Origin of the sequence: Hymenobacter wooponensis, from assembly GCF_004745865.1 — a bacterium.
GTDB classification, from domain to species: Bacteria; Bacteroidota; Bacteroidia; order Cytophagales; family Hymenobacteraceae; genus Hymenobacter; species Hymenobacter wooponensis.
In genome coordinates this window covers 60,707-81,884 of the sequence record NZ_SRKZ01000009.1, presented here as the reverse complement: position 1 = coordinate 81,884, position 21,178 = coordinate 60,707, and the positions used below count along the sequence as shown (strand labels likewise).

Here is a 21,178-nt window from a genome sequence, read left to right as displayed (position 1 = left end):
GGAGGCAAGAAAAGTCAGGGATGATTACTGGGGGGTGCTGCCCAGCAGGTAGTCCAGCTCGATGACGGTCTGGTTGTGTTCCAGCAGCACGTCCAGGTAGGCGGTGCGCAGGGTCAGGGCCCGCTCCAGGTTGAGCAGGTATTCGGCGTAGCCGGTTTCACCGGCCTTGAAGGCCCGCGTGCTCAGGCGCACGATGACGTCGGCCTGGGGCAGGGCCGTCTGCTGGTAGAAAGCCAGGCGCTGCTGCTGCTCGGCGTGCCGGGCCACTAGCTCGTCCAGCCGGCCCGAGAGCTCGGCCCGCAGGCGCTGGTAGCCGGCGTCGGCCACCTGCTCCTGCAGGCGGGCGGCCTGCACCCGACCCTTCTGCGGCCCGCGCAGGAGGGGAATGCCCACCGAAGCCTGCACGCCCTGGAAGCGGTCCGACCCGGCGTAGTACCGCTCCGCGCCGCCCACGCCGCCCATGGTCTGGGGGCCAATCAGCGACTGGTTGAAGTAGCCCAGCGTCACGTTGGGTAGTCCCAGGGCCTGCTCGGTGCGGGTGGCCGCCTGGCGCTGGGCGATGAGTTGGCGCTGCACTTGCAGCTCCGGGTTCTGGGTCAGGCGCGCCGTGTCACCGGTGGCGGGCAGCACCACGGGTTCCAGCGGGCGAAGCAGGCTGTCGGCCACGCCCACCGCCTGGCTTTGTTGCAGCAGGGCTTGCAGCTGGCGCTGGGCCACCTGGTAGCCGGTGCGGGCCTGGGCAATCAGGGCGCGGGTTTCGCCTTGCTGCACCAGGGCGGTGGCCGGCTCCAGGCGGGCTACTTCCCCGGTTTTAAAGCGCAGCTGGGCGGCCCGCAAAAACTCGCTGTAGAGGCTGTCCTGCCCGCGCAGCACCTGCACCCGGTGGCGGGCGTACACGGCCTGCTCATAATTCAGGCGCACCTGCCGCCGCAGCTCGGCCTGCACCTGGGCCAGCGTGAGCTGCTGCCCGCCGACCTGCGCCTCCAGCAATTGGCGCTGGCTGCGGTACACCCGCGGCAGCGAAAAGCTCTGGCTGACGTTGAATTGGTTGTCCTTGCGGTAGGAATTGTACTGCCCGTAGGTAACGCCCACGGTGGTGCGGCCCACGTCGGTAGCGGTGCGCCGCAGGGCCTGCTGGGCCTCCAAACTGCGCTGGGCAGCCGTTACCGTGGTGTTGGCCTGCAAGGCCTGGGTCACGGCCTGCTGGGCCGTGAAGGGCGTGCCACCGGCCGTCAGCTGCACTTGCTGGGCCCGGCCGGTGCCGGGCACCAGCAGTGTCAGCAACAGCACGGCTGCGCCGCCGGCCAGCAGGGGTGCCGACCGGGTGCCGTGGTGGGTTGGATCCTCGGGCTGCTGGTCCGGCCCGGCTGCCGGGGTGCGTTCCGACAGGGCGTAGAGCACCGGCAGCACCAGCAGCGTCAGCAGCGTGGCCGTGACCAGCCCGCCGATGACGACCGTAGCCAGCGGGCGCTGCACCTCGGCCCCGGCCGAGGTGCTCAGGGCCATCGGCAAAAAGCCCAGCGAGGCCACCGTAGCCGTCATCAGCACCGGCCGCAGGCGTACCTGCGTGCCTTCCAGAATTCGCTCGTGCAGGTTGGCCCAGCCCTCGTCCTTGAGCTGGTTGAAATAGCCGATGAGCACGATGCCGTTGAGCACGGCCACGCCGAACAGGGCAATAAAGCCCACGCCCGCTGAGATGCTGAACGGCATGCCCCGCAGCCACAGAGCCGCCACCCCGCCAATGGCCGATAAGGGGATGGCCGTGAAAATCAGCACGGACTGCTTCAGGGAGCCGAAGGTGAAGAAGAGCAGCACAAAAATCAGGGTCAGGGCCACCGGCACGGCCACGCTCAGGCGCTGCGAGGCCTCGCGCAGGTTCTCGAACTGCCCGCCGTAGGTGGCGTAGTAGCCGGGGGCGAACTTCAGGCGCTGGTCCACTTTGCCCTGCAGCTCTTCCACCACACTTTCCACGTCGCGCCCGCGCACGTTGAAGGCCACCGTAATGCGGCGCTTGGCGTCGTCGCGCTGCACCTGGTTCGGACCCTCCTGCAGGGCCACGGTGGCCACCTGCTCCAGCGGCACCTGCTCGCCCCGCGGGGTGGCAATGAAGAGCTGGCGCACGGCGTTGATGTCCTGGCGCAGGTCCGGGCGCAGGCGCAGCACCAAATCAAAGCGGCGCTCCTGCTCAAATATCTGCCCGGCGGCCTGGCCGGCAAAGGCAGTCTGCACCGTGCGGTTCACGTCCTCGACGTTCAGACCGAACTGGGCCAGCTTGTTGCGGTCCAGCTGGACCACAATCTGGGGCAGGCCCGTCACCTGCTCCACGTACACATCTTCGGCTCCCTGCACCTGCCGCACCTGGGCCGCGGCCCGCTGGGCGTAGTCGGCCAGCTGCTGCAGGTCTTCGCCGTAGATTTTCATCACCACGTCCTGCTTGGCCCCGCTGATGAGCTCGTTGAAGCGCATCTGAATGGGCTGCTGGAACCCGAAGGTGACGCCCGGAATTACGCTCAGGGCGTGGGCCATTTTCTCGGCCAGCTCCTCGCGGGACTTGGCCGAAGTCCACTTGCTCTGGTCCTTTTCCAGAATTACCATCACGTCCCCAGCTTCCACCGGCATGGGGTCGGTGGGAATTTCGGCCGCGCCAATTTTGGCCACCACTTCCTTGACCTCCGGAAACTGCTGTTTGAGGATGGCCCCGGCCTGCTGGCTTTTTTCGATGGTGTAGCTTAGCGACGAGCCCGTGAGCACGCGCATCTCAATGGCGAAGTCGCCTTCCGAAAGCTGGGGGATAAACTCCCCGCCCAGAGTGCGGAACACGAGCAAGGCCCCGACGAACAGCCCCACGGCCGAAGCCAGCACCAGGGCTTTGCGGCGCAGACCCCATTCCAGCAGGGGCCGGTAGCGGGCCTCCAGCCAGCTCATCATGCGGTCTGAGAAGTTGCGCTTGTGCTCCGTGTTGCGGCTTAATCCCAGCGCCGCCATCATGGGCACGTAGGTGAGCGAGAGAATAAAAGCCCCGATAATGGCAAAGGCCACCGTCTCGGCCATGGGCTTAAACATCTTGCCCTCAATGCCGGCCAGGGCCAGCAGGGGCAGGTACACGATGAGGATGATGATTTCCCCGAACGCGGCTGAGGCGCGGATTTTGGAGGCTGCCTCGTAGGTGGCCTCGTTCATCTGGTCCTGGGTTAGCTTGCCGTGGGCCCCGTCGGGGTGGGCGGCAATTCCCGAGTGGGTGTGCAGGCGGTGCACGATGGCCTCCACGATAATCACCGCCCCATCCACTACCAGTCCGAAATCAATAGCCCCGAGCGAGAGCAGGTTACCCGACACGCCGAACACGCGCATCAGGCTGATGGCAAAGAGCATGGCCAGCGGAATCACCGAGGCCACCACCAGCCCCGCGCGCAGGTTGCCTAGGAACAGCACCAGCACAAAAATCACGATGAGCGCTCCCTCAATCAGGTTTTTGGTTACCGTATGAATGGCCCGGCCCACCAGTTCCGAGCGGTCCAGGTACACGTCCACGGTCACGCCTTCGGGCAGGGACTTGCGCACGGTTTCCATGCGCTCCTTGACGGCCTTGATAACCTCGTTGGCGTTGGCGCCTTTGAGCATGAGCACGATGCCGCCGGTGACCTCGCCCTCCGCGTTACGGGTCATGGCCCCGTAGCGCACGGCCGAGCCCAGGCGCACCTCGGCCACGTCGCGCACCAGCACCGGCAAGCCGGTGCTGGTAGAGCGCACCACGATGTTGCCGATGTCCTGGGCGTTTTGGGCCAGGCCCTCGGTGCGGATGAAGTAGGCCGTCGGGTTTTGATCCAGGTAGGCTCCGCCCGTGTTCTGGTTGTTGCGGCTGACGGCCTGGTACACCTGGTCCACGGTCACGTTCAGGGAACGGAGCCGCTCCGGGTCCAGGGCCACCTCGTACTGCTTGAGCTGGCCCCCGAAAGAGCTGACGTCGGCCACGCCGGGCGTGCCCAGCAGCTGGCGGCGCACAATCCAGTCCTGAATCGTGCGCAGCTCCCGCGCCGTGTATTTTTTCTCGTAGCCGGGCTTGGCCCGTACCAGGTACTGGTAGATTTCGCCCAGGCCGGTGCTGACCGGGGCTAGTTCCGGCCGGCCCACGCCGGCCGGAATCTGGCTTTCGGCCTCGCGCAGGCGCTCGGCCACCTGCTGGCGGGCCCAGTAGATGTCGATGCCGTCTTCCAGGACGATGGTCACGACCGAGAGGCCGAAGCGGGAAAAGGAGCGTACTTCTTCGCGCCCCGGAATCGTGGCCACGCTCTGCTCGATGGGAAAGGACACCAGCCGCTCGATGTCGCCGGCCGATAGCGAGGGTGCCACCGTGTAGACCACAACCTGGTTGTTGGTAATGTCGGGCACCGCGTCAATGGGCAGCCGACTCAGCGAGTAGCTGCCCCAGGCAATCAAAGCCAGGGTCAGCAGCCCGATGATGAGCTTGTTGTGAATGGAAAAGTGAATGAGCCGGTCGAACATACTGGCTGAGGGGTAAGACTAGAAATCCTGAGAAAAGGGCGGTCGGAGCCCGCGGGGCTCGACGACGGCAGGGTTCGACAGCGCACAGAAAGGTGCGTATGCGCCGACGGGACCGGGCACGGCAGCGTGCCCGGTCCCGCGGACGGAACCGAAAAAACAGGAAACTAGGCTTGCGGAGGCTGCCAGACGGCAAAGGCCCGCGGCTGCGGGGCCGGGCTCGTCAACGTTGCAAACGGCCGGGCAGCATCGCCTACCGGGTGGGTGGCCGGAAGAACCACGGCCGTAGCGGCAGGCAAGGCGGTACCAGCGCAGCAGTGGCACTGGCACAGGGGAGTACACCAATCCTGCTGGTGATGCGCGGCAGCATCAGTCTGCGCCGTAACGCGGGCGCGCGCCGGCTCCGACGGGTTCACCGTCCCGTCAGCACAGGGCAGACAGGCCAGCACCAGCAGGTAGAGCGCAAAAAAGACCGCGACAAATCGCATAGAAGAAAGGGGCAAACGCTGCAAACATACGTACTCGTCGCCAAATAGATTCCTCTACCAGGTAATTAACAGGCGTAGCAGATCAGCATGATGGGTTTAGGTTGGGGAAATAGACCTGAAAAACACGGCATGAGGCTGGCTTCGACCCTAATCGCTGGTTATAAAATAAGCTGAAGCAACCAGTTTTTCGCCGGGCACACCACTAGGCTAAAATCTTCGTAACCGGCAGTATACAGGTGTTGAGTTCGCTGAGCGAACTGACGTCAGGGGCAGCGGCAGCAAACAGAATGCATTCAGTGTTAATTTCTCTGACCCCAGCAGCTGTCCACGCAAAATCACGCATTATTCCCGCGTCCTAACGCCGAAAACTTACCCCCAGAAAGTACGTTGTTTCTGTGTCTTTCGTCAGCGGGTAGTTCAGGCCCAAGTCCAGCTGCACGTTATCCGTCACCCGCCAGATGGGCCCGCCGTTGAGCGTCGCGGCCCAGCCTCTTTCCCGCCAGTCCCAGGCCCCGGCCACTTCCACAAACCCACCCAGCGTTTTGTACAGGTCGTGGCCCACGGTCAGGGTCGGGGCCAGTTCCAGGCAGTGACGCGCCGTGGCTTCGTCGCGCACCCAGGTAGCTTGCAACTGGCTGCCCAGGCTCCAATCGTGGGGTAATTGGCAGGCAAACGGTGCCACCACGCCGCCTTCCCAGTAGTGGTTGCCGGTGCGCCGACCCGTCGGCAGCTTTACGAAGGGCATCAGCGCCAGCGCCGTGCGGCCCCCGTCGTTACCCCACAGGTTGCGCTTCACCCGCAGCGTCAGGTCCCCAAAGCCGGCCCGTGCCCCCGGATGCTCGCCCCGCTCCGTCTGCGCCGTGTACGATTCCACCACCAGCTGCACATCCATCGTGCGCGTCAGACCTAGTTTCAGATTGGCATGGTTCAGCCCCAGCTCCTGGTGCGTGTCCTGCCTGCCAAACCGCTGCCGCCCCAGCCGCAGCACGTCGGTTTCCACCTGAAAATGCCCCGCGTCCACCAAGTAGGCGCTTTCCGTCGCGTCGGGCCGGTCCGTACTCATTGGCCGCAGCCGGGCCCGGGGCACCGGCCGCAAGAGCGAGTACTGGGGGGGGCGACGATTCAAGGAATCCGGCGCGACCCCTTGGCTCTGCGCTGACAAGGCTACAGGCAGTGAACAGAATACCAGGCAGTAGAAGGAGAGCATACGTGTATTTTAGACAAACCTAAATATTTTTTTAGGCAAGCTTACATACTCGCTTATCTACGAACTGGTTTTTTATATCAGTTTGTGATAGCCGATTGCCACCTAGTTAAGGGAGGCTTATCTTGGAGCAACTCGGTGCGTTTTATTCAGTTCTATTGCTCTTCACTGACGTGCAATGGCCCATTCAGCATGATATCAGTACTTTCTCTGCTTAACAAGCTGTTGCATGCCCGTAGAATTTCTCAGTGACGAGCAAGCCGCCCGCTACAGATGCTACTACGTGGCTCCTGGCCCTGAGCAAATAGCCCGCTTCTTTTACCTGAGGTTCGCTGATTTGGCGTTCGTGGCCCAGCGGCGCCGGCCATGTAATCGGCTGGGCTGCGTGGTGCAACTCTGTACTCTTCGGTTTCTGGTTACCTTTCCACCCGACCCACTCGATTTGCCAACGGTTGTCGTGGACACCCTACCCGCGCAGTTGGGTGCTGCACCGCCCGAAATAGAAGAACATCGCAAACGTATAAGTACTAGGGACGATCAGCAGGCCAAACTGCTGGTGTAACTCGGTTACATACTCATTGAAGCGAAGCAGGCATTTCGCCCTACCCACTGGCTGTATGCGCAGGTGACAACCAGCCCGGTACGTCACAGCATTTTATTTAATTTGGCTACTGCTCACCTAGTAACGCCCCGCGTGGTACAGCCGGGCGCTACGATGCTGGCCCGCTTGACTGTCCTGGTACGGGAGTGTACTAGCCGCACGGTGTATCGGCAACTTGCTGCCCGGCTTTTAACGCTGCAGTGCGCCGCACTGGAAGATGTATTGATTCTGTTGCCTGGAGAGCGATTTACGCCGATGCAAGTCCTCCGTACGCCTCCTACCCGCGTGTCGGCTCCAGCCCTGGCAGGAGCCTTTTGGCGGCTGGAACAATTGCGGGCCGTAGGCGTGGGAGACATTTTGGTACGTGACTTACCGGAAGATCGAGTGACACGCATGGTGCGCCACGCGCAGGTATCATGGGCTCAGAGAGTAAGCCGGATGCTCGAGGACCGGCGTTTGGCGACATTGCTTGTGTTTATGCACGCCTTGGAACGGACGGCAACGGACGATATTCTCGACTTACTAGATGGACTTGTGAGCACGCTGGCGCTACGCGCTGAAAACAAGCTCCGAAGTGAACTGCTCCGCTGCCTGGGAGGTCTGGACAAAGCAGCTTTCATGTTACACCACTAGTGCGAATGGTCGTGAATGAACTGATGGTGGCTTGGTGGGCGCTCGCTTTGGTCAGCAGCAGCCTGCCCAATAGCTTCCCAGTTATCAATAAAACTCCCCGTAGCCGAAAGGGTAATAGCGCAACAGATTTTTTTCACGGTTAAAGCAGTTAGTAGGCTAAAATACAGCGTAGCAGACTAATTTATAAGACCGGGCTAAAGGGAACAAGGCGAAAAACGACAGGTAGATAACAAAAACAAGCTGTCAGCAGATGCTGACAGCTTGAATTAGAACCAGGCATTCCTGGTATGGGTGCTGCAATACGTGTGGGATCAGATGTCGGAGCAGGCGTTTGCTTCAGGGACGAACTGGGCCTCAAGTTATCATGGAAGCCAACTATTTTTGGGCTTCAATCACGTTATTTTTTTACTTCCTGGCCGTTGGCGTCGAAGAGGAGGTCCATCTTCTTGCCGCTTTTCAGCACCTCGGCCTCGTAGGTGGTAGCCCCCGTACTGGCCGACACGATTTTGGCGGCTTCCGTGACTTTATAGCTTTTGTAAGAGCTGGCTAGCTTGGCCCGCACGGCAGCTGGCAGCTGCGACGGCGCCATTTCCGATTCAGTTTCCAGCAGCTCACCGCTGGCACTCAGCAAGGCCGACATTTCCACGTTGCCCTGCTCAAAGCCGGCTTCGTACTTGTCACCTTCCTTTTCCCATTTCACTTCTTTGACCTGGGGGAACTTCTGCTTAAACGCCGCAACGACTGCCGCGGGAACCTGGGTCGCCTTCAGCTGCTGCGCCTGGGCGGGGGCGGCCAGCGCCAGAGCGAAGGCGGCCAACACAAGATAGTGTTTCATGGGGAGGTTTTGAAAGATCTATGGCCAAAACTACCCCCTGATTCTGTCGATATTCTGGAATCCGACGCTGTCCGTAAAAATTATAACACCATCACCAAGGTCGCCCCCGTGGCCCCATTGGCGTAGCTGGGCAGCAGCACGGCGTGGTGGCCAAACCGGCTGGTTGGGCCGATGACGCGGCGAGTGGCGCGCTGCAGCAGCGGGTACACCCGGTACACTATTTCCGTGGACAGCATGCCTACCCCGGCCCCGGCCACCACGTCGGAGAGCCAGTGGTTATCCTTGGCCACGCGCAGCCCGGCCACGCCCGTGGCCACAGTGTAGCCGCCCACCCGGTACCAGATGCTCTGGGCACCGTACTCTTTGTCCAGAAACCGGGCCGCCGAAAACGCCGCGCTGGTGTGCTGGCTCGGAAACGACTCGAAGCTGTTGCCCTGGGGGCGCTCCACGCGGGTGATGCGCTTAAGGTTGCTGGTAATCGTGTTATTAAGCGTGTAGGTGAGAGCAAATAACACGGCCTGGTTGAGCGAGTTATGCTCGCCCTTCACCCCCAGCAAACTCAGGCCCAGCGTGGTGTAGGCGGGCGCGTGGCGAAGCTGGTCGTCGAGGTTGGTACGCACCCAGCGCAGGTGTTCCCGGCTTTCCTCCCGCACCGCTTCATCGGAATTGATTACCTCGACATGCTCTGTCGTGAGGGCCCCGGCTGCTATTAAAGCCGCCGGCACTACCAGCCCCCGCAGTACGACCCAGGTAGCGGGCCGGACCCGCTGCACCATTACGGAAGAGGTAGCGTGGGCACTATCGGGCACCAGCAAGCCCGGCGTTAATGCCGTTTGCTGAGCCTGCGCCGCCCCCACTGACCAAGCCAGCACACCTCCACTTATAAGGGGAAAAGCTGTTTTTCTCATAACCTAACGGGGGGAGCTGGAAACCTTAACGGGTTGGCTGAGCCGGTGCCCATCGGCCAGGAAGCGGAAGCGCATCGCGGGGCCACCGGGCGCGGCGAGCAGCAAGTTGTAGTGGAAGCCGGCCGGCGTTTCAACCAAGTGCATCGCCCGGCGCTGGTAGGAGCGGTAGTAGCGCTGCAGCGAATCCTGCAACCCGGGCGGTATGTCTTCCCCAAGCATCGCCAGCTGAGTTTCCTGCACCTGGCCGGCCGCGGTCAACCATACGTCTACGGGGATGGTCTTCCAGATAAAAGAGGCGTGTAGCCGGTTTGAGTCCGGGTGCCAGCGCAGCTGCTCCAGGTGCGTGCCGAATTTCTGGCGCAAAGCGTTTTGCGCTGCTGCTGGCACCGTGATAGGCTGGCCACTGCCCGACTCGCATCCGGTCAGAGCGGCTAATGCTCCAAGGCCAAACAGGAAGAGTAAAATGTGTGGGCGGAGCCGTGAGAGCATACAGGGAGGAAAAGCCAAGCCTGGAGTGGTTTGGCCCGCAGTCTATAAATCGAATCTGAAGTAATTCTGACGTGCGGCCTCAGAACTGACGCTGGCTTAGCCCGCTGACACTTGAGTATCCGGAGTGGAAGCTGCCTTTTTGGGTGCGAAGTCCACCCGCAAGGTATGCAGGCTGGTAGTCGGCTCGAAGCGGTAGCGCACGGTAAAGCCATAGTACTGGCAGATTTGCTGCACAATCGACAAGCCCAGGCCCGGCGAATCGGAAGCAGCTTGGTGCTTGCGGAACCGCTCGAAAAAGCGGGCTGGGTCGCCGGTCACCGTTGGGCCCGTGTTGCTCACTTCCAGGTACGCTGGAGTCAGCGTCACATCAATAGTGCCCCCGCGGTGATTGTGCTTAATGGCGTTCTGCAGCAGATTGTGTACCAGCGAATCGGTCAGGCCGGCGTGCATCTGCAAGGCTGGCACGCCGCTGAGGTGGGTGCGTAGCGTCACGTGCCGTACATCGGCCAGCGACTCAAACTGAAGCACTTTTTCTTCCAGCAGCCGGTCCAGGCGTTGCGCAGAGGTGTCTGCGAACTGACGGTTCTCGATTTTACTGAGTAGCGTGAGGGCCTGGTGCAAGCGCGAGAGCCGCAGCGTGGCCCCGTACAGCTCCGACACCAGCGTAGCCAGCTCCGGGTTTACCAGTTCCGGCAGCTGCAGCATCTGCTCCAGCTTGGCTTGCATAATGGCCAGGGGGGTCTGGGTCTCGTGGGCGGCATTAGCCGTAAACTCCCGCACGGCCTCGTAGTCGGCTACCAGCCGCTGGCTCATCAGGGTCAGGGCCTGGTTTAGCTCGGCAAACTCATCGGTGTTGGTCGGCGGAAACGTCAGCACCTGGTCCTGCTGCACGCCGTAGCCGCGCAGCACCCGTAGCGTATTGCGGAACGGGCTCCACAGCCACTGCCCCAGCCAGCGGTTAATCAGAATAACGCCCAGCAGCAGTAGCCCCAGCACGCCCACCATCACGCCCAGTACCACGGCCAGTACGTCCTCGGTTTCCACCAGTGACTTGCGCAACGTTACCCAAACCAGCTCTTGCCGCACCCGTAACGGAAACGTAAGCTGGCGGTGCGGCACCATTTCCTGCTCCTGTGGGTCGAGCAGCAGCGTGTCGCTGTAGCCGATGCGCTGGGGTCGGTGGCTGACTGCCATCTGGTACTCAAAGGGGGAGGTGGGCAGGCCCACACCATTCTGCACCCGCTGCTCCAAATATACGCGGCGATTGAACAACTGCTCTTCCACCTCGTGCTGCAAGGCGCCGAATAGCCCGTAGTAGAGTACCGCACTGGCCACAATGAACAGCACCGTGGTCAGCAGCAGGTAGTAGCGGTTGGTTTTGGTGAGCAGCTTCACTCGGTGCTGAGTTTATAGCCCACGCCGTACATGGTACGGATGTAGTTGTCGGCCCCTTTTTCCTGGAGCTTCTTGCGCAGGTTTTTCAGGTGGGTATAAATAAAGTCAAACGAGTCAGCACTGTCCACGGCATCGCCGCATAGGTGCTCGGCAATGGATTCTTTGGTCAGCACCCGGTTAGGGTTGGCGAGCAGAAACAGCAACAGATCGTATTCCTTACGGGTGAGTACCAGCGGCTGGTCCCGCACAAACACCTCGGCTTGCTCGGGCCACACCAGCAGGTCGCGGAAAGCAATGTGGTGGCTGCCCTGGAACTGGCGCCGCCGGATAATGGCCCGGAGCCGCGCGTTCAGCTCAGCCAGGTGAAAGGGCTTGGTCAGGTAGTCATCGGCGCCCAGGTCCAGGCCCGTCAGCCGGTCATCAAGGGCATCACGGGCCGAAATAATCAGCACGCCGGCCCGGGAGCTGTCGGCCTTCAGTTCGCGAAGAATATTCAAGCCGTTGCCGTCGGGCAGGGTTAAGTCCAGCACCACACAATCGTACTGATATAGCTTGATTTTCTCCAGCGCCTGCTGGTAGTCCCCGGCGACCTCGCAGACGTATCCCGCCTGCCGCAGGTAGTCTACGAGCGTATTGCGCAGGTAGACCTCGTCTTCAATCAGCAGCAGTTTCATGGTAAATGGGCAAAAGCAGGTCTTCCCTGATGGGATAGTGAAGGCGAAATAAGTCCGTAAATCTGAAGGAAAGCTGAAGCGCCGGGCTGCCGGCGCGTTCAGGCGGGGGTAGTATTGGATCGCCTTACCTCCCAAAGAGACGGGCAACGTAAAATGCGGCCCCGGCCGCGGCGGCCCCGGTGCTGGCCATCTTGAGGGCCCCCCACACCGGCGGCTGGCCGGTGATGCGGCTCTTGAAGTAGCCGAAGATGAGCAGGCAAACCAGCGTAATAAGGGCCGACCAAAGCAGGCCCTGCCAGGGCGTGCTGGTGAGGAAATAGGCACTGAGCGGAATGAGGCCGCCCACGGCGTAGGCCCCGGCGATGGTCACGGCGCTTTTGGGAGCCTGGCGGGGATTGGGCGCTTCCAAGCCCAGTTCGTACTTCATCATGAACTTCACCCACTGTTCAGGGTCAGCTGTCAACTCCTGCATGGCCACTTCCTGGGTGGAGGGGCTCAGGCCCATTTCAGCCAGCAGCTCCTTAACTTCGCAGCGCTCCACCTCGGGCACTTCCCGTACTTCCTGGTGCTCGCGCCGCAGTTCGGCGGCGTAGTGCTCCACCTCGGTGCGGCCGGCCAGGTAGCCGCCCAGGCCCATGGCAATGGAGCCGGCCACCACTTCGGCCAGGCCCGCCGTGATGACGAGGCTGGACGAGGCCACGGCCCCGCTTAGGCCCGCCGCCAGGGCGAAGGGCACCGTCAGGCCATCCGACAGACCGATGACGATGTCCTGCAGCATGGCCGAGCTGGTCAGGTGCGTTTCGGTGTGGGCACGTATTTCAAGAAAGGCGCGGGAGTCGGGCTGCATGAGCAAAGAAATAGTCAGTTAAAGACTATGAAATAAAGTGCCGCTACCCCAGGCGTTTGCCAAATCAATTGCGCTGTCCCCGAAGTAGTCGGCTATTTCCCCCTAGTATGCTGCTGCCGCATTACCGGCTCCCGGCGTCTTTTACAAACACTTTAACTCCGGTGTATTCGGCAGAATTGTTCTTTGACGGCACGGGCACCACCACCAGCACGGGCTCGTTGCCGGTAAGGTTCGCCAGGCGCAGCAGGGGCCGATAATCATGGGTTTGTGCGTGCGCGGATTGAATCAGATAGCTGTACACTCTTCGGGTGCGCGCGCTGTAGCCGACCCGCAGCAGCAGTGTATCGCGGCGAAAGAGGCGGACGCTTTCGGAGGCGTCATGCGCGGCTACGCTGTCCCACTTGGGCCGGCCCAACGTGCTTTCCACGCGGTCAATATCCAAGCCCAGCAGGTCGGGGACGTTGAATACGGGCGCAGTCTCGGCTGCCTGTTTTACGCTGTCCGATTTGGAACCGCAGCTAGAGGTAAGCAAGCCGATGGTCAAACACAGAAGCAGCCGGTAGCAGGGATGCCTGCAAACGCGCAAGAATCTTATCATTGAATACTTAAGTTTGTTGACAGGTTGGCGTAGGCAGTGACTGATGACCCCTGCTGACCGCGACATTGTGGAAGAAGTTGATTTTCCGGCCGACTTAAGCGAGGTTGGCCGATTTATGCTTTATGCGACCGGGCTTGACTGGGCAGATAAGCTCATCAGGGGCACGCGCCACGGCCGGCAGGTGGTCGCGCCGCGCCCGAAACTTTTCGCCAAACTTTCGGGTCAACGAGACCGCTATCTGCCGGTAATCGTCGGCGGCGAGGTACACCAGCAGCGACTTGTCCATGGGTCGGGCGGCCACCGTGCGCACCGCGTTGGGGTCTACCGCCACCGAAGGCGAAAGGGCGCCATGTGGAGTCAGGCCGCTGCTGAGCAGCAACACCAGCCCGGCTCCGGCCCAAGCGACGCGCAACCTGATTGAGGGGTTTGGGTTCGTAGTGGGGCAGACGACAGTCATCGGAGCTAGGCGACGGCTGGTTCTGCCCGCGCTGGTTCCGCTCCGGCCTTGCGGCCGAAAGCCCAATACAGCGCGGGCATGCCCAGCAGGTTAAGCACCGTGGAGGTGATGACGCCCCCGAGAATAACCACCGACATGGGGTGCTCGATTTCAGAGCCCGGCTCGTTGCCGGCCAAGATGATGGGCAGCAGGGCCAGCACTGAGGTCAGGGCCGTCATGATAATGGGCGATATCCGCTCCAATGAGCCGCGGATAATCAGTTCCTTACCGAATGGCATGCCTTCCTCCACTTCCAGATGGCGGTAGTGGCTCACGAGCATGATGCTGTTGCGGGCCGCCACGCCCAGTACCGTAATAAACCCCACGATGGAGCCCAGCGAGAGCACCCCGCCGGTGAGAAACGCCGCCAGCAAACAGCCCGACACGGCGAAGAATAAGCTCAGAATCCCCAGTACGGCCAGGCGCACGGTGCCGAAGTCGGTGTAGAGTACCAGGAAGATACCGATGAGCGAGAGGCAGACCAGCAGGGCCATGCGGTTCTGCGAGGCCTGTCGCTCGGCGTACTCGCCCAGGATTTCGGGGTGGTAGCCGGCGCCGAAGGCCACGCCGTCCACCTGCGCCTGCACGTCGCGGGCCACCGAGCCCAGGTCGCGGCCCCGCACGTTGAGCGTTACGTCGATGCGGCGCGACGAGGCCTCGCGGGTAATTTCGTTGGGCGTGGGCACGATGCGCACGTCGGCCACCTCGCGTAGGGGCACGGCCCCGCCACCAGGCAGGCCGATGAGCAGCTCGCGCACGGCCCCGAAGTCGGCGCGCATGGCTGGCTGGCCCCACACGGCTACGTCGAAAATCTTTTGCTCCTGGTAGATTTCGCCCACCTTCCGGCCCTTCACCACGGTGCTGATGGCCTGCAGCACCGTGCCGGGATTCAGACCGAATCGGGCCGCGGCTTCGGGCTTCATCTTCACCTGAATCTGGGGCACGAGCGTCTGCTGCTGCACTTTGAGGTCCACCACGCCCTCTACGCCTTCGAGCTTGCTGCCCACTTCCTTGGCCTTGGTGTAAAGCTGGTCGAGGTCGGGGCCGAAGATGCGCACCACGATGGTGGCCGAGGTACCGGTCAGCACTTCCTTGATGCGCTCGCGCAGGTAGGTCAATAGGTCGCGGTACAGGCCGGGGTAGCCGTCGACCACCGTCTGGATTTTGGCCACGGTGGCCTCATAGTCCACCTTGGGGTCGACGGAAATCCACAATTCGGTAAAGTTGGGACCCACCACCTCGTCGGCTACTTCCGCCCGGCCGATGTGGGCCCCGAAGTTGCGCACGCCGGGAATGGCGCGCAGCTCCTTGCTGGCCCGCACCGTGATGCGCGACATGGCCTGCAGCGAGGTGCCGGGCTTCTCTACCCAGTGCATGAGAAAATCGTACTCCTTGAAGTTGGGCAGAAACTCCTGGCCGAAAAACGGCAGCGTGAGCATGGAGATAACCGCGGCTGCCGTCAGCGACCAGGCCACGCGCTTGGGCCGGGCCAGCAGGGTGGGCAAGATGCGGGCGTAGTGCCGTTTGAGCCAGGCCACCACCGGCGCATCTTTCGACTTTTTCTCCGCCGCCTTAGGCAGCAGAATCAGGGCCAGGGCCGGCGTCAGGGTCAGGGCCACAAACAGCGAGGCCAGAATGGCCAGCACGTAGGCAAAGGCCAGCGGCTGGAAAAACGCCCCCGACAAGCCCGGCAGCAGGAAAATGGGCAGCAGCACCAGCGCCACGATAACCGAGCCGTAAATCACGGCCGAGCGTACCTCCATGCTGGCCTCGTACACCACCGCAAAGGCCGTTTTAGGCGAGCCGGCCTCGTGATTCAGCCGCAGGCGGCGCATGATGTTTTCCACGTCGATAATGGCGTCGTCCACGACTTCGCCCAGGGCAATGATGAGGCCGGCCAGCACCATCGTGTCGATGGTTTTGCCGGAGTAGCGTAACGCTAACGCCGCCGCGATGAGCGAGGTGGGCAACGCCAGCGCACTGATGAGGGCCGTGCGCCACTCGTACAGAAAAAACAGCAGCACCAGCACCACCAGTACGCAGCCGATGAGCAGGGACTTGTTCAGGTTGCTGAGCGACATTTCAATAAAGGTCGCCGGCCGGAAGATGGTCGAGTCGATTTCCAGCCCCTTCAAACCGGGACGCATGGCATTTAGCGCGGCTTCCACCTGCTGGGTCACGGCCAGGGTGTTGGCTCCCGGCTGCTTTTCCACGATGAGCAGCAGGCCGGCCCCGTCGTTAATTACGGCGTCGCCGATGGGGGCGGGAAAGCCCTCGACCACCTGCGCCACTTCGCCCAGCTTCAGGCTCACGCCGTTGCGGAACGTGACGGGCATCTGGGCTAGGTCAGCAGCGGACTGGATGGCCGAGCTTTGCGACACGGCCAGGCGCTGGTTGGGCGAATCGATAAAACCGCCGCCGGCCAGCGCGGTAGCGTCGGCCGCCGCCTTTTCTACTTCGGCCAAGGTCAGACCCAGGGTGCGCAGCTGCTCGGGGTTCACCAGCACCTGCAACTGCCGGTCGCGCTGCCCCCAGATGGCTACGTTGGCCACGCCGGGCACGGCCATCAGGCGGGGGCGGATGCTCCAGCGGGCCAGCGTGGTCATCTCCACCTGGGTCAGACTATCTGACGACACCCCAATTTTCAGCACCCGGCTCGTCGAGGACAAGGGTGAAAGCATCACCGGAGGCCGGGCTACGCCGGGCAGGGTAGGGGCCACCCGTGCCAGCCGCTCCTGCACCGCCTGCCGGGCGTTGTTGATGTCGGTGCCTTGAGGGAAGTACAGCACCACCGACGAGAGGCCCAGCACCGATTTGGAGCGGATTTTCTTGACCTCGGGCGTGCCGTTCAGGGCGTTTTCCAGCGGCACGCTCACCAGGGCTTCCACCTCGGCGGTGCTCAGGCCGGGGGCTTCGGTCTGCACTTCCACGTAAGGCGGCGCAAACTCCGGAAACACATCCAACGGGGTGTTACGCACCACCTGCAGCCCTGCTGCCAGCAATACGCCAAACAGGATGACTACCACCAGCCGTAGTCGCAGCGCCGATTCTATTATCCACTTCATCGCTTAGTGGCTGCCGCCAAATTCGGTTCCGAATAACTCCGCCGCACCGTCGGTCACGACTTCGGCGCCGGCTTTCACGCCCCGCGAGATGACCACCTGGTCCCCCACTGCCCGTTGCACCTCCACTCGCTGGCGGACGTACTGCAAGGGCTTGGTGCGCACGTACACCCACTGCCCGCCCGAGGCGTCGTAGAGTAGTGCGGCCGTAGGCACAGTCAGCGCCGCCGTACTGGTAGCCGCACCCGTCATACCATTTGTGGCGCCGCTGGCCGCGTTGCCCAGCGTCACGTCCACGGCCACCCGCTCGCCGGGGCGAAAGGCCTCGTCGGTGTTGTCAATCTCGTAGAACACATCGGCCGTGGCCGTGCCCGCCGTGCCCCCAATGGTGGGCGCTTCCACCGGCCGCGCTTGCCGGGCCGCGCCGCCGTTCAGGGGCCGCACGGTCACTGCCTGGTCCTTGCCCAGGCGGCGCAAGTCGCCCACGAACAGCGGTACCCGCACCCACACCTTGTTCAAGGAGGCCAGTTCCAGCAGCACGGTGTTGGCCGTCACCAGCGAACCCGGCGCGACCGTGACGCGCTGCACTACCCCGCTCAACGGTGCTTTGATGGGCAGGCTCTGCCCGCCGCCGGTGTTGCCGTTCAGAGCACCCTGTCGGGCCCGGGCATCGGCCAGGGCCCGCTGGGCCAGGGCCACGTCGGCGCGGGCATCATCGCGGGCGCGCACGCTGCCCGCGCGGTCAGCCAGCAGGGCCTCGGCCCGTTGCAGGCGCGCCTGGGCTACCTGCAGCTGGGTGCGGGCCTGGGTGGTGCCTTGGTCCAGCGTGAGCAGGTCGCGCTCGGCGGGCAGTGCCACCAGTTGGTACAGGGTTTGCCCCTGTCGCACGCGCTGGCCGGCCGTGAGGCCGGCCCCGCCACGCAGCGTGCCCTGCACCGGGGCCACGATGGTCACAGCCTGGCCCGGTACGGCCTGGATTTCGCCGCCCACCTCGCGGGTGGCCTGCACGTTGTCGGTCTTGACCGCCACGGTTTTAATGCCCAGCCGCTTTTCCGCGTCGGCGGTAATGGTCACCGTGGTCAGGTCTGACTCCTTGACCGGGTTTGCAACCTCGGAAGGGCTGACGGCTTTGGGCTTTTCAGCTTTGCCGCAGGCAACTGCGCCACCGAGCAGGCCACTCAGTGCCAGGCAGCGGGACGCTGCCAGCAGGGAGAATGTAAACTTGGGGAAGTACATACAGAGAAGAAATCGAAGAATTAGAAGCGGCCGCCCACAGCGTAGCGCAGCCGGGCCAGGGCGCGGCGCTGGTCCGCGCGGGCGTCGGCGGCACGCTGCTGGGCATCGAGCAACTGGCGGGTGGTTTCGGCCACCTGCACGTAAGGGAAGTCGCCGTTGATAAAGGCATTGGTGGAGCGGCGCAGCGCGTCCTGGAGGCTGGGCAGGTAGCTCCGCTCCCACAGGGCGACGCTCTGGGTGGCCTGCTCGTACTGGGCGTAGGCCTCGCGCACGTCCAGGTTCACGGTCTGGCGCAGGGTCAGGTACTGCCAGGAGGCTTGTTCCAGCTCGGCTTTCACCCGCGAAATGCGGCCCTGGTTGCGGTTGAAGAGGGGCAGGCCGATGGTTGCGCCCGGCCCCAGGTGCACCGGGTTGGGGTTGTTGAAGCGGGCGTCCAGCGAAACGATGAACGAAAACACCCGACTCCGTTCCCACCGCAGCCGCTGGCCAATGCCCTCGATGCCCACCCGCGCTGCCCACAAGTCGGGCCGGGCAGCGTAGGCCGAATCGAGCAGCGTCGGCAAGGGCGGCACCAGAGTCGCCGAGACGGGAGCGGCGGTGAACCGCAGGGAATCGGCATTCACGGAGTCCAGGCCCAGCGTAGCCAGCAGGCGCAGGCGGGCCACCCGGTTGTCGCGGCGGGCCCGGTAGTAGTCGTCGACGGCGCGCAGGGAATCGGCGCTGGGCGCCACGGTTTCCAGCTCGCTGGCCTCGCCTGCGCGGTAGCGGGCCCGCACGATGCGCGCTACTTCGGCCCGCATCACAATGGCCTCACGGGCGATGCGCAGCCGCTCATCGGCCAGCGTGATATCCGTGTAGCTTACCTGGGCGTCGCGGCTAACCAGCAGGCCGCGACTGACGAGGCTTTCGGCTACGCGCTGGGTTTCCAGCTGAGCGGCCCCCACGCGCGACAGCCGCTGCCAGAGCAGGTCAGAGGCTAGGCTCAGCGCCATGGAGAACGGGGCGGTACCGTGGGCCGTCACCAGGCTCAGCACGGGATTGGGAAGCAAACCAGCGTCTTGTAAATCGGCCTGGGCCAGCGCCAGCGTGCTCAGGTCGGCCTGGAAAGCGGGGTTGCGGGTCAGGGCCAGGCGGATGGCCTCGTCTTCGCTCAGGCCGTCCTGCAGAGTAGGCAGCGCCGGGGCCAGGGCGCTGGCGCTGCGGGCCGTGCCCAGCTCGTAGCCGCCGCGGGCTTGCAGGCGCCGGGCCACATGGTCGCGGGTGTACGCTGACTTGGTGCTGACGCAGCCGGCCAGCAGCAGCGGCAAAGCCAGTAGCCAAACGCCGCGGCGGTGGAGGGGAAAGACCAGAAGATTTGAAAGTCGATTCGGAAGGAAAAAAGTCACGGCAACTAACTATGAGTGCAACAAAGCGAAGAGCGCATGGCTACCGCATGTGAGGTTGTAAAACAGGATTGTTTTATCAGCTGTCCGCCAGCACTCTGCTTTAAAAGCATCTTGCTGTCATATGAATGGTACTTTAGATATTTATGAAGAATGCGTGAAGCAGCACTACGCACAAGGTTAGGCACCGTTTCTGAAGCAATTCTGAATAAACCCTATTAAGCCAGAAACTAACGGTCCCGTAGTGAAAAAGCCCGTTAGCCAGCTTCCAGACTGGTTAACGGGCTTAGAATATCTTGTCAGCGCTAAACTGAGTTGTATACTAAGGGCGTGTAAAGGCGACTTGGCCGACTATTTCGACCCTCACTCCCGAATTACCTTAGCAGGGTGGACCGGTTGAAAAGCAGGTATACACTCGTCACCCAGCCAACGGACGCAATCCAGCCCGCTAGCACATCGGAAGGATAGTGTACGCCCAGGTACATGCGCGAAATGCCCACCCCCAGCACAAACAGTGCCCCCGGCAGCCACAGCAGCCAGCGCCGGGGCGAGTGGACCAGTATCAGCCCCAACGCCAGCACCACCGCCGCCGACCCCATGGCGTGGCCGCTGGGAAAGCTAGGCGTCGTTTCCGGAGCCAGAGATACCCAGAGTGCCGGTCGGACCCGGCCTAACAGCGCCTTCGCCAGCAGGTTGATAACCATAGCGCCTCCAACTGCCCACGAGAAAAACCAGGCTTGGTGGTAAGAGCGGCGCCAGAACAGGAAACCCGCAATGAGCAGGGTCACAACGGCCATTACCTGGGGTCCGCCGACCCGGGTCAGCAGCAGGTTGAGGGCGTCCAGCGGGGGCGTAGCATGGGCATGCAGCCACCGCAGAAAGGCCTGGTCGCCAGGGAAGCCTTCCCCCTCCCGGATTTCTGAGGCGGCCTTCAGAAACGCGCTCCAAGGCAGGATAATGCCTAGTAGCAGGAGTACTACCACCTGGCGCCGCTGCCGGAGCAAGTGGCGCAGGAGGTGAGTCAGATCAGAGAGATCCATAGTGAACAGTCTTGTAAAACCTCTTTCCGTACCAACTCACAGGGGAGCCGGCAAAAGCAAGACTAGTATCGGATTCTGAGTAAAAACTGAGGCCTAGCCACCAAGGAGCCTGCTGCAGCTTGTCCAGGTGCGTCTGGAAGTTGGCCGGACCCCGCCGCTCCAGCCGGATAGCGGCGGTCAGGCAGGCGTCAGTTTTGCTTCAGAATCAGCGGGCACCTTTGCCGTCGCACTCTATCTTATCGAGCTTGTAGCAGCGTCTGCTCACTAGTTGCCCGGATAAGGTGCCAGATGCCGCTTTCTGTGTCAGTGGCTGGATCATAAATACTTCACCTGGCTTCAGCCAACACGCCAGCTATTTCATACCGATGGCCAAGACTCCGCCTTTTTTCCAGCATAACCAGCACGCAACTGGGTTACGGTCCGCAGCTCCGGGGCCAGTACGCTACCCCTACCACGACAACGACGGGTGTCCCGTTGGTCAGCAGGTGAAGGCTGGAGGTGAGTGGCAATACTACGAGCCCACCCGAATCGAGGAAACTCGGGCACGCTGCCCCCACTGCGTGTCCCTGGACGCTGCTTATACTCGGGAAACGTAAGCCGCAAGACTCTGCTAGCTGCTGTTATCAGCACGAACCTAATGGGTGCGGATTAGATAGCTACGCACGAAGGAAAGCTCAACCACAGCCGCTCCAGAGTAAGCTTTAAAACTCAGATTTCCGCCAGAATCCGCCGTTAGGTTTGCGCGATTTCAGAACCCTTTTCCTCGCTGATGCGGGCCATGGTTACACAC

General features: G+C 62.5%; 19 protein-coding genes. 3 read left to right on the top strand and 16 right to left on the bottom strand.

Annotation, left to right across the window (positions count from 1 at the left end; translation table 11 throughout):
- Positions 1–24: 24 nt before the first annotated feature.
- The 3 genes from EU557_RS23650 to EU557_RS23640 all read right to left on the bottom strand — a co-directional run bounded on the left by EU557_RS23650 (position 25) and on the right by EU557_RS23640 (position 6,114).
- The gene (locus EU557_RS23650; RefSeq protein WP_135436985.1) at positions 25–4,503 is read right to left on the bottom strand and encodes a CusA/CzcA family heavy metal efflux RND transporter; all 4,479 of its coding nucleotides are present in this window, start codon (positions 4,501–4,503) and stop codon (positions 25–27) included.
- A gap of 164 nt (positions 4,504–4,667) precedes the next feature.
- On the bottom strand, positions 4,668–4,988 hold the full coding sequence (locus tag EU557_RS23645; protein WP_135437060.1) for a DUF6660 family protein: 321 nt from the start codon (positions 4,986–4,988) through the stop codon (positions 4,668–4,670).
- Between the two features lie 355 nt (positions 4,989–5,343).
- Entirely contained in the window at positions 5,344–6,114 is a 771-nt protein-coding gene (locus EU557_RS23640) for a transporter (RefSeq protein WP_167855341.1), read from the bottom strand.
- 307 nt (positions 6,115–6,421) lie between these two features.
- Between EU557_RS23640 and EU557_RS26170 the strand changes: the two genes are divergently transcribed.
- Together EU557_RS26170 and EU557_RS23630 are read left to right on the top strand one after the other, a co-directional pair.
- Positions 6,422–6,754: a DUF4158 domain-containing protein gene (locus EU557_RS26170; RefSeq protein WP_044019274.1), complete on the top strand. Its 333-nt coding sequence runs from the start codon at positions 6,422–6,424 to the stop codon at positions 6,752–6,754.
- A 102-nt stretch (positions 6,755–6,856) separates the two neighbouring features.
- Positions 6,857–7,426, top strand: a complete 570-nt coding sequence (locus EU557_RS23630; RefSeq protein ID WP_135437058.1) for a hypothetical protein — start codon at positions 6,857–6,859, stop codon at positions 7,424–7,426.
- Here the strand turns inward: EU557_RS23630 and EU557_RS25620 are convergent.
- From EU557_RS25620 to EU557_RS23570, 13 genes are all read right to left on the bottom strand, one after another.
- Positions 7,423–7,563 carry a hypothetical protein gene (locus EU557_RS25620; protein ID WP_167855340.1) on the bottom strand — a complete coding sequence of 47 codons (141 nt, stop codon included), beginning with the start codon at positions 7,561–7,563 and terminating at the stop codon, positions 7,423–7,425. The two genes, EU557_RS23630 and EU557_RS25620, sit on opposite strands and share 4 nt — an antisense overlap.
- A gap of 260 nt (positions 7,564–7,823) precedes the next feature.
- Positions 7,824–8,261 carry a PepSY-like domain-containing protein gene (locus EU557_RS23625; RefSeq protein ID WP_044019278.1) on the bottom strand — a complete coding sequence of 146 codons (438 nt, stop codon included), beginning with the start codon at positions 8,259–8,261 and terminating at the stop codon, positions 7,824–7,826.
- A gap of 80 nt (positions 8,262–8,341) precedes the next feature.
- Positions 8,342–9,169, bottom strand: a complete 828-nt coding sequence (locus EU557_RS23620; RefSeq protein ID WP_081910976.1) for a phosphatase PAP2 family protein — start codon at positions 9,167–9,169, stop codon at positions 8,342–8,344.
- A 3-nt stretch (positions 9,170–9,172) separates the two neighbouring features.
- Positions 9,173–9,658, bottom strand: coding sequence for a hypothetical protein (locus EU557_RS23615; RefSeq protein WP_044019279.1), 486 nt, complete (start codon positions 9,656–9,658; stop codon positions 9,173–9,175).
- Between the two features lie 96 nt (positions 9,659–9,754).
- Positions 9,755–11,053, bottom strand: coding sequence for a sensor histidine kinase (locus tag EU557_RS23610; protein WP_044019280.1), 1,299 nt, complete (start codon positions 11,051–11,053; stop codon positions 9,755–9,757).
- Positions 11,050–11,727, bottom strand: coding sequence for a response regulator transcription factor (locus EU557_RS23605; RefSeq protein ID WP_044019281.1), 678 nt, complete (start codon positions 11,725–11,727; stop codon positions 11,050–11,052). The genes EU557_RS23610 and EU557_RS23605 overlap by 4 nt, the downstream gene beginning before the upstream one ends.
- A gap of 124 nt (positions 11,728–11,851) precedes the next feature.
- Complete coding sequence (locus EU557_RS23600; protein ID WP_135437057.1) at positions 11,852–12,574, bottom strand: VIT1/CCC1 transporter family protein; 723 nt, start codon at positions 12,572–12,574, stop codon at positions 11,852–11,854.
- A gap of 121 nt (positions 12,575–12,695) precedes the next feature.
- Positions 12,696–13,106 (bottom strand): hypothetical protein, encoded by a 411-nt coding sequence (locus EU557_RS23595; protein WP_135532941.1) that lies wholly within the window; start codon positions 13,104–13,106, stop codon positions 12,696–12,698.
- 160 nt (positions 13,107–13,266) lie between these two features.
- Positions 13,267–13,584 carry a hypothetical protein gene (locus EU557_RS23590; protein ID WP_135532940.1) on the bottom strand — a complete coding sequence of 106 codons (318 nt, stop codon included), beginning with the start codon at positions 13,582–13,584 and terminating at the stop codon, positions 13,267–13,269.
- Between the two features lie 50 nt (positions 13,585–13,634).
- On the bottom strand, positions 13,635–16,733 hold the full coding sequence (locus EU557_RS23585) for an efflux RND transporter permease subunit (RefSeq protein WP_044019285.1): 3,099 nt from the start codon (positions 16,731–16,733) through the stop codon (positions 13,635–13,637).
- 3 nt (positions 16,734–16,736) lie between these two features.
- Positions 16,737–17,966 carry an efflux RND transporter periplasmic adaptor subunit gene (locus EU557_RS23580; protein WP_135437055.1) on the bottom strand — a complete coding sequence of 410 codons (1,230 nt, stop codon included), beginning with the start codon at positions 17,964–17,966 and terminating at the stop codon, positions 16,737–16,739.
- Between the two features lie 20 nt (positions 17,967–17,986).
- Positions 17,987–19,351 carry a TolC family protein gene (locus EU557_RS23575; protein WP_135437054.1) on the bottom strand — a complete coding sequence of 455 codons (1,365 nt, stop codon included), beginning with the start codon at positions 19,349–19,351 and terminating at the stop codon, positions 17,987–17,989.
- Between the two features lie 371 nt (positions 19,352–19,722).
- Positions 19,723–20,388, bottom strand: coding sequence for a phosphatase PAP2 family protein (locus tag EU557_RS23570; RefSeq protein ID WP_135532938.1), 666 nt, complete (start codon positions 20,386–20,388; stop codon positions 19,723–19,725).
- A gap of 365 nt (positions 20,389–20,753) precedes the next feature.
- Here EU557_RS23570 and EU557_RS23565 point away from each other — a divergent pair, with 365 nt between their 5' ends.
- A complete protein-coding gene (locus EU557_RS23565; protein WP_135437053.1) occupies positions 20,754–20,984 on the top strand; it encodes a hypothetical protein in 231 nt (76 codons plus the stop codon).
- Positions 20,985–21,178: the final 194 nt, after the last annotated feature.

What these genes read in the sequence shown, in the direction of transcription:
- EU557_RS23650 (WP_135436985.1), bottom strand. Translation starts at nt 4,503, where the DNA reads ATGTTCGACCGGCTCATTCACTTTTCCATTCACAACAAGCTCATCATC.
- EU557_RS23645 (WP_135437060.1), bottom strand. Translation starts at nt 4,988, where the DNA reads ATGCGATTTGTCGCGGTCTTTTTTGCGCTCTACCTGCTGGTGCTGGCC.
- EU557_RS26170 (WP_044019274.1), top strand. Translation starts at nt 6,422, where the DNA reads ATGCCCGTAGAATTTCTCAGTGACGAGCAAGCCGCCCGCTACAGATGC.
- EU557_RS23625 (WP_044019278.1), bottom strand. Translation starts at nt 8,261, where the DNA reads ATGAAACACTATCTTGTGTTGGCCGCCTTCGCTCTGGCGCTGGCCGCC.
- EU557_RS23620 (WP_081910976.1), bottom strand. Translation starts at nt 9,169, where the DNA reads ATGAGAAAAACAGCTTTTCCCCTTATAAGTGGAGGTGTGCTGGCTTGG.
- EU557_RS23615 (WP_044019279.1), bottom strand. Translation starts at nt 9,658, where the DNA reads ATGCTCTCACGGCTCCGCCCACACATTTTACTCTTCCTGTTTGGCCTT.
- EU557_RS23605 (WP_044019281.1), bottom strand. Translation starts at nt 11,727, where the DNA reads ATGAAACTGCTGCTGATTGAAGACGAGGTCTACCTGCGCAATACGCTC.
- EU557_RS23600 (WP_135437057.1), bottom strand. Translation starts at nt 12,574, where the DNA reads ATGCAGCCCGACTCCCGCGCCTTTCTTGAAATACGTGCCCACACCGAA.
- EU557_RS23585 (WP_044019285.1), bottom strand. Translation starts at nt 16,733, where the DNA reads ATGAAGTGGATAATAGAATCGGCGCTGCGACTACGGCTGGTGGTAGTC.
- EU557_RS23580 (WP_135437055.1), bottom strand. Translation starts at nt 17,966, where the DNA reads ATGTACTTCCCCAAGTTTACATTCTCCCTGCTGGCAGCGTCCCGCTGC.
- EU557_RS23570 (WP_135532938.1), bottom strand. Translation starts at nt 20,388, where the DNA reads ATGGATCTCTCTGATCTGACTCACCTCCTGCGCCACTTGCTCCGGCAG.
- EU557_RS23565 (WP_135437053.1), top strand. Translation starts at nt 20,754, where the DNA reads ATGGCCAAGACTCCGCCTTTTTTCCAGCATAACCAGCACGCAACTGGG.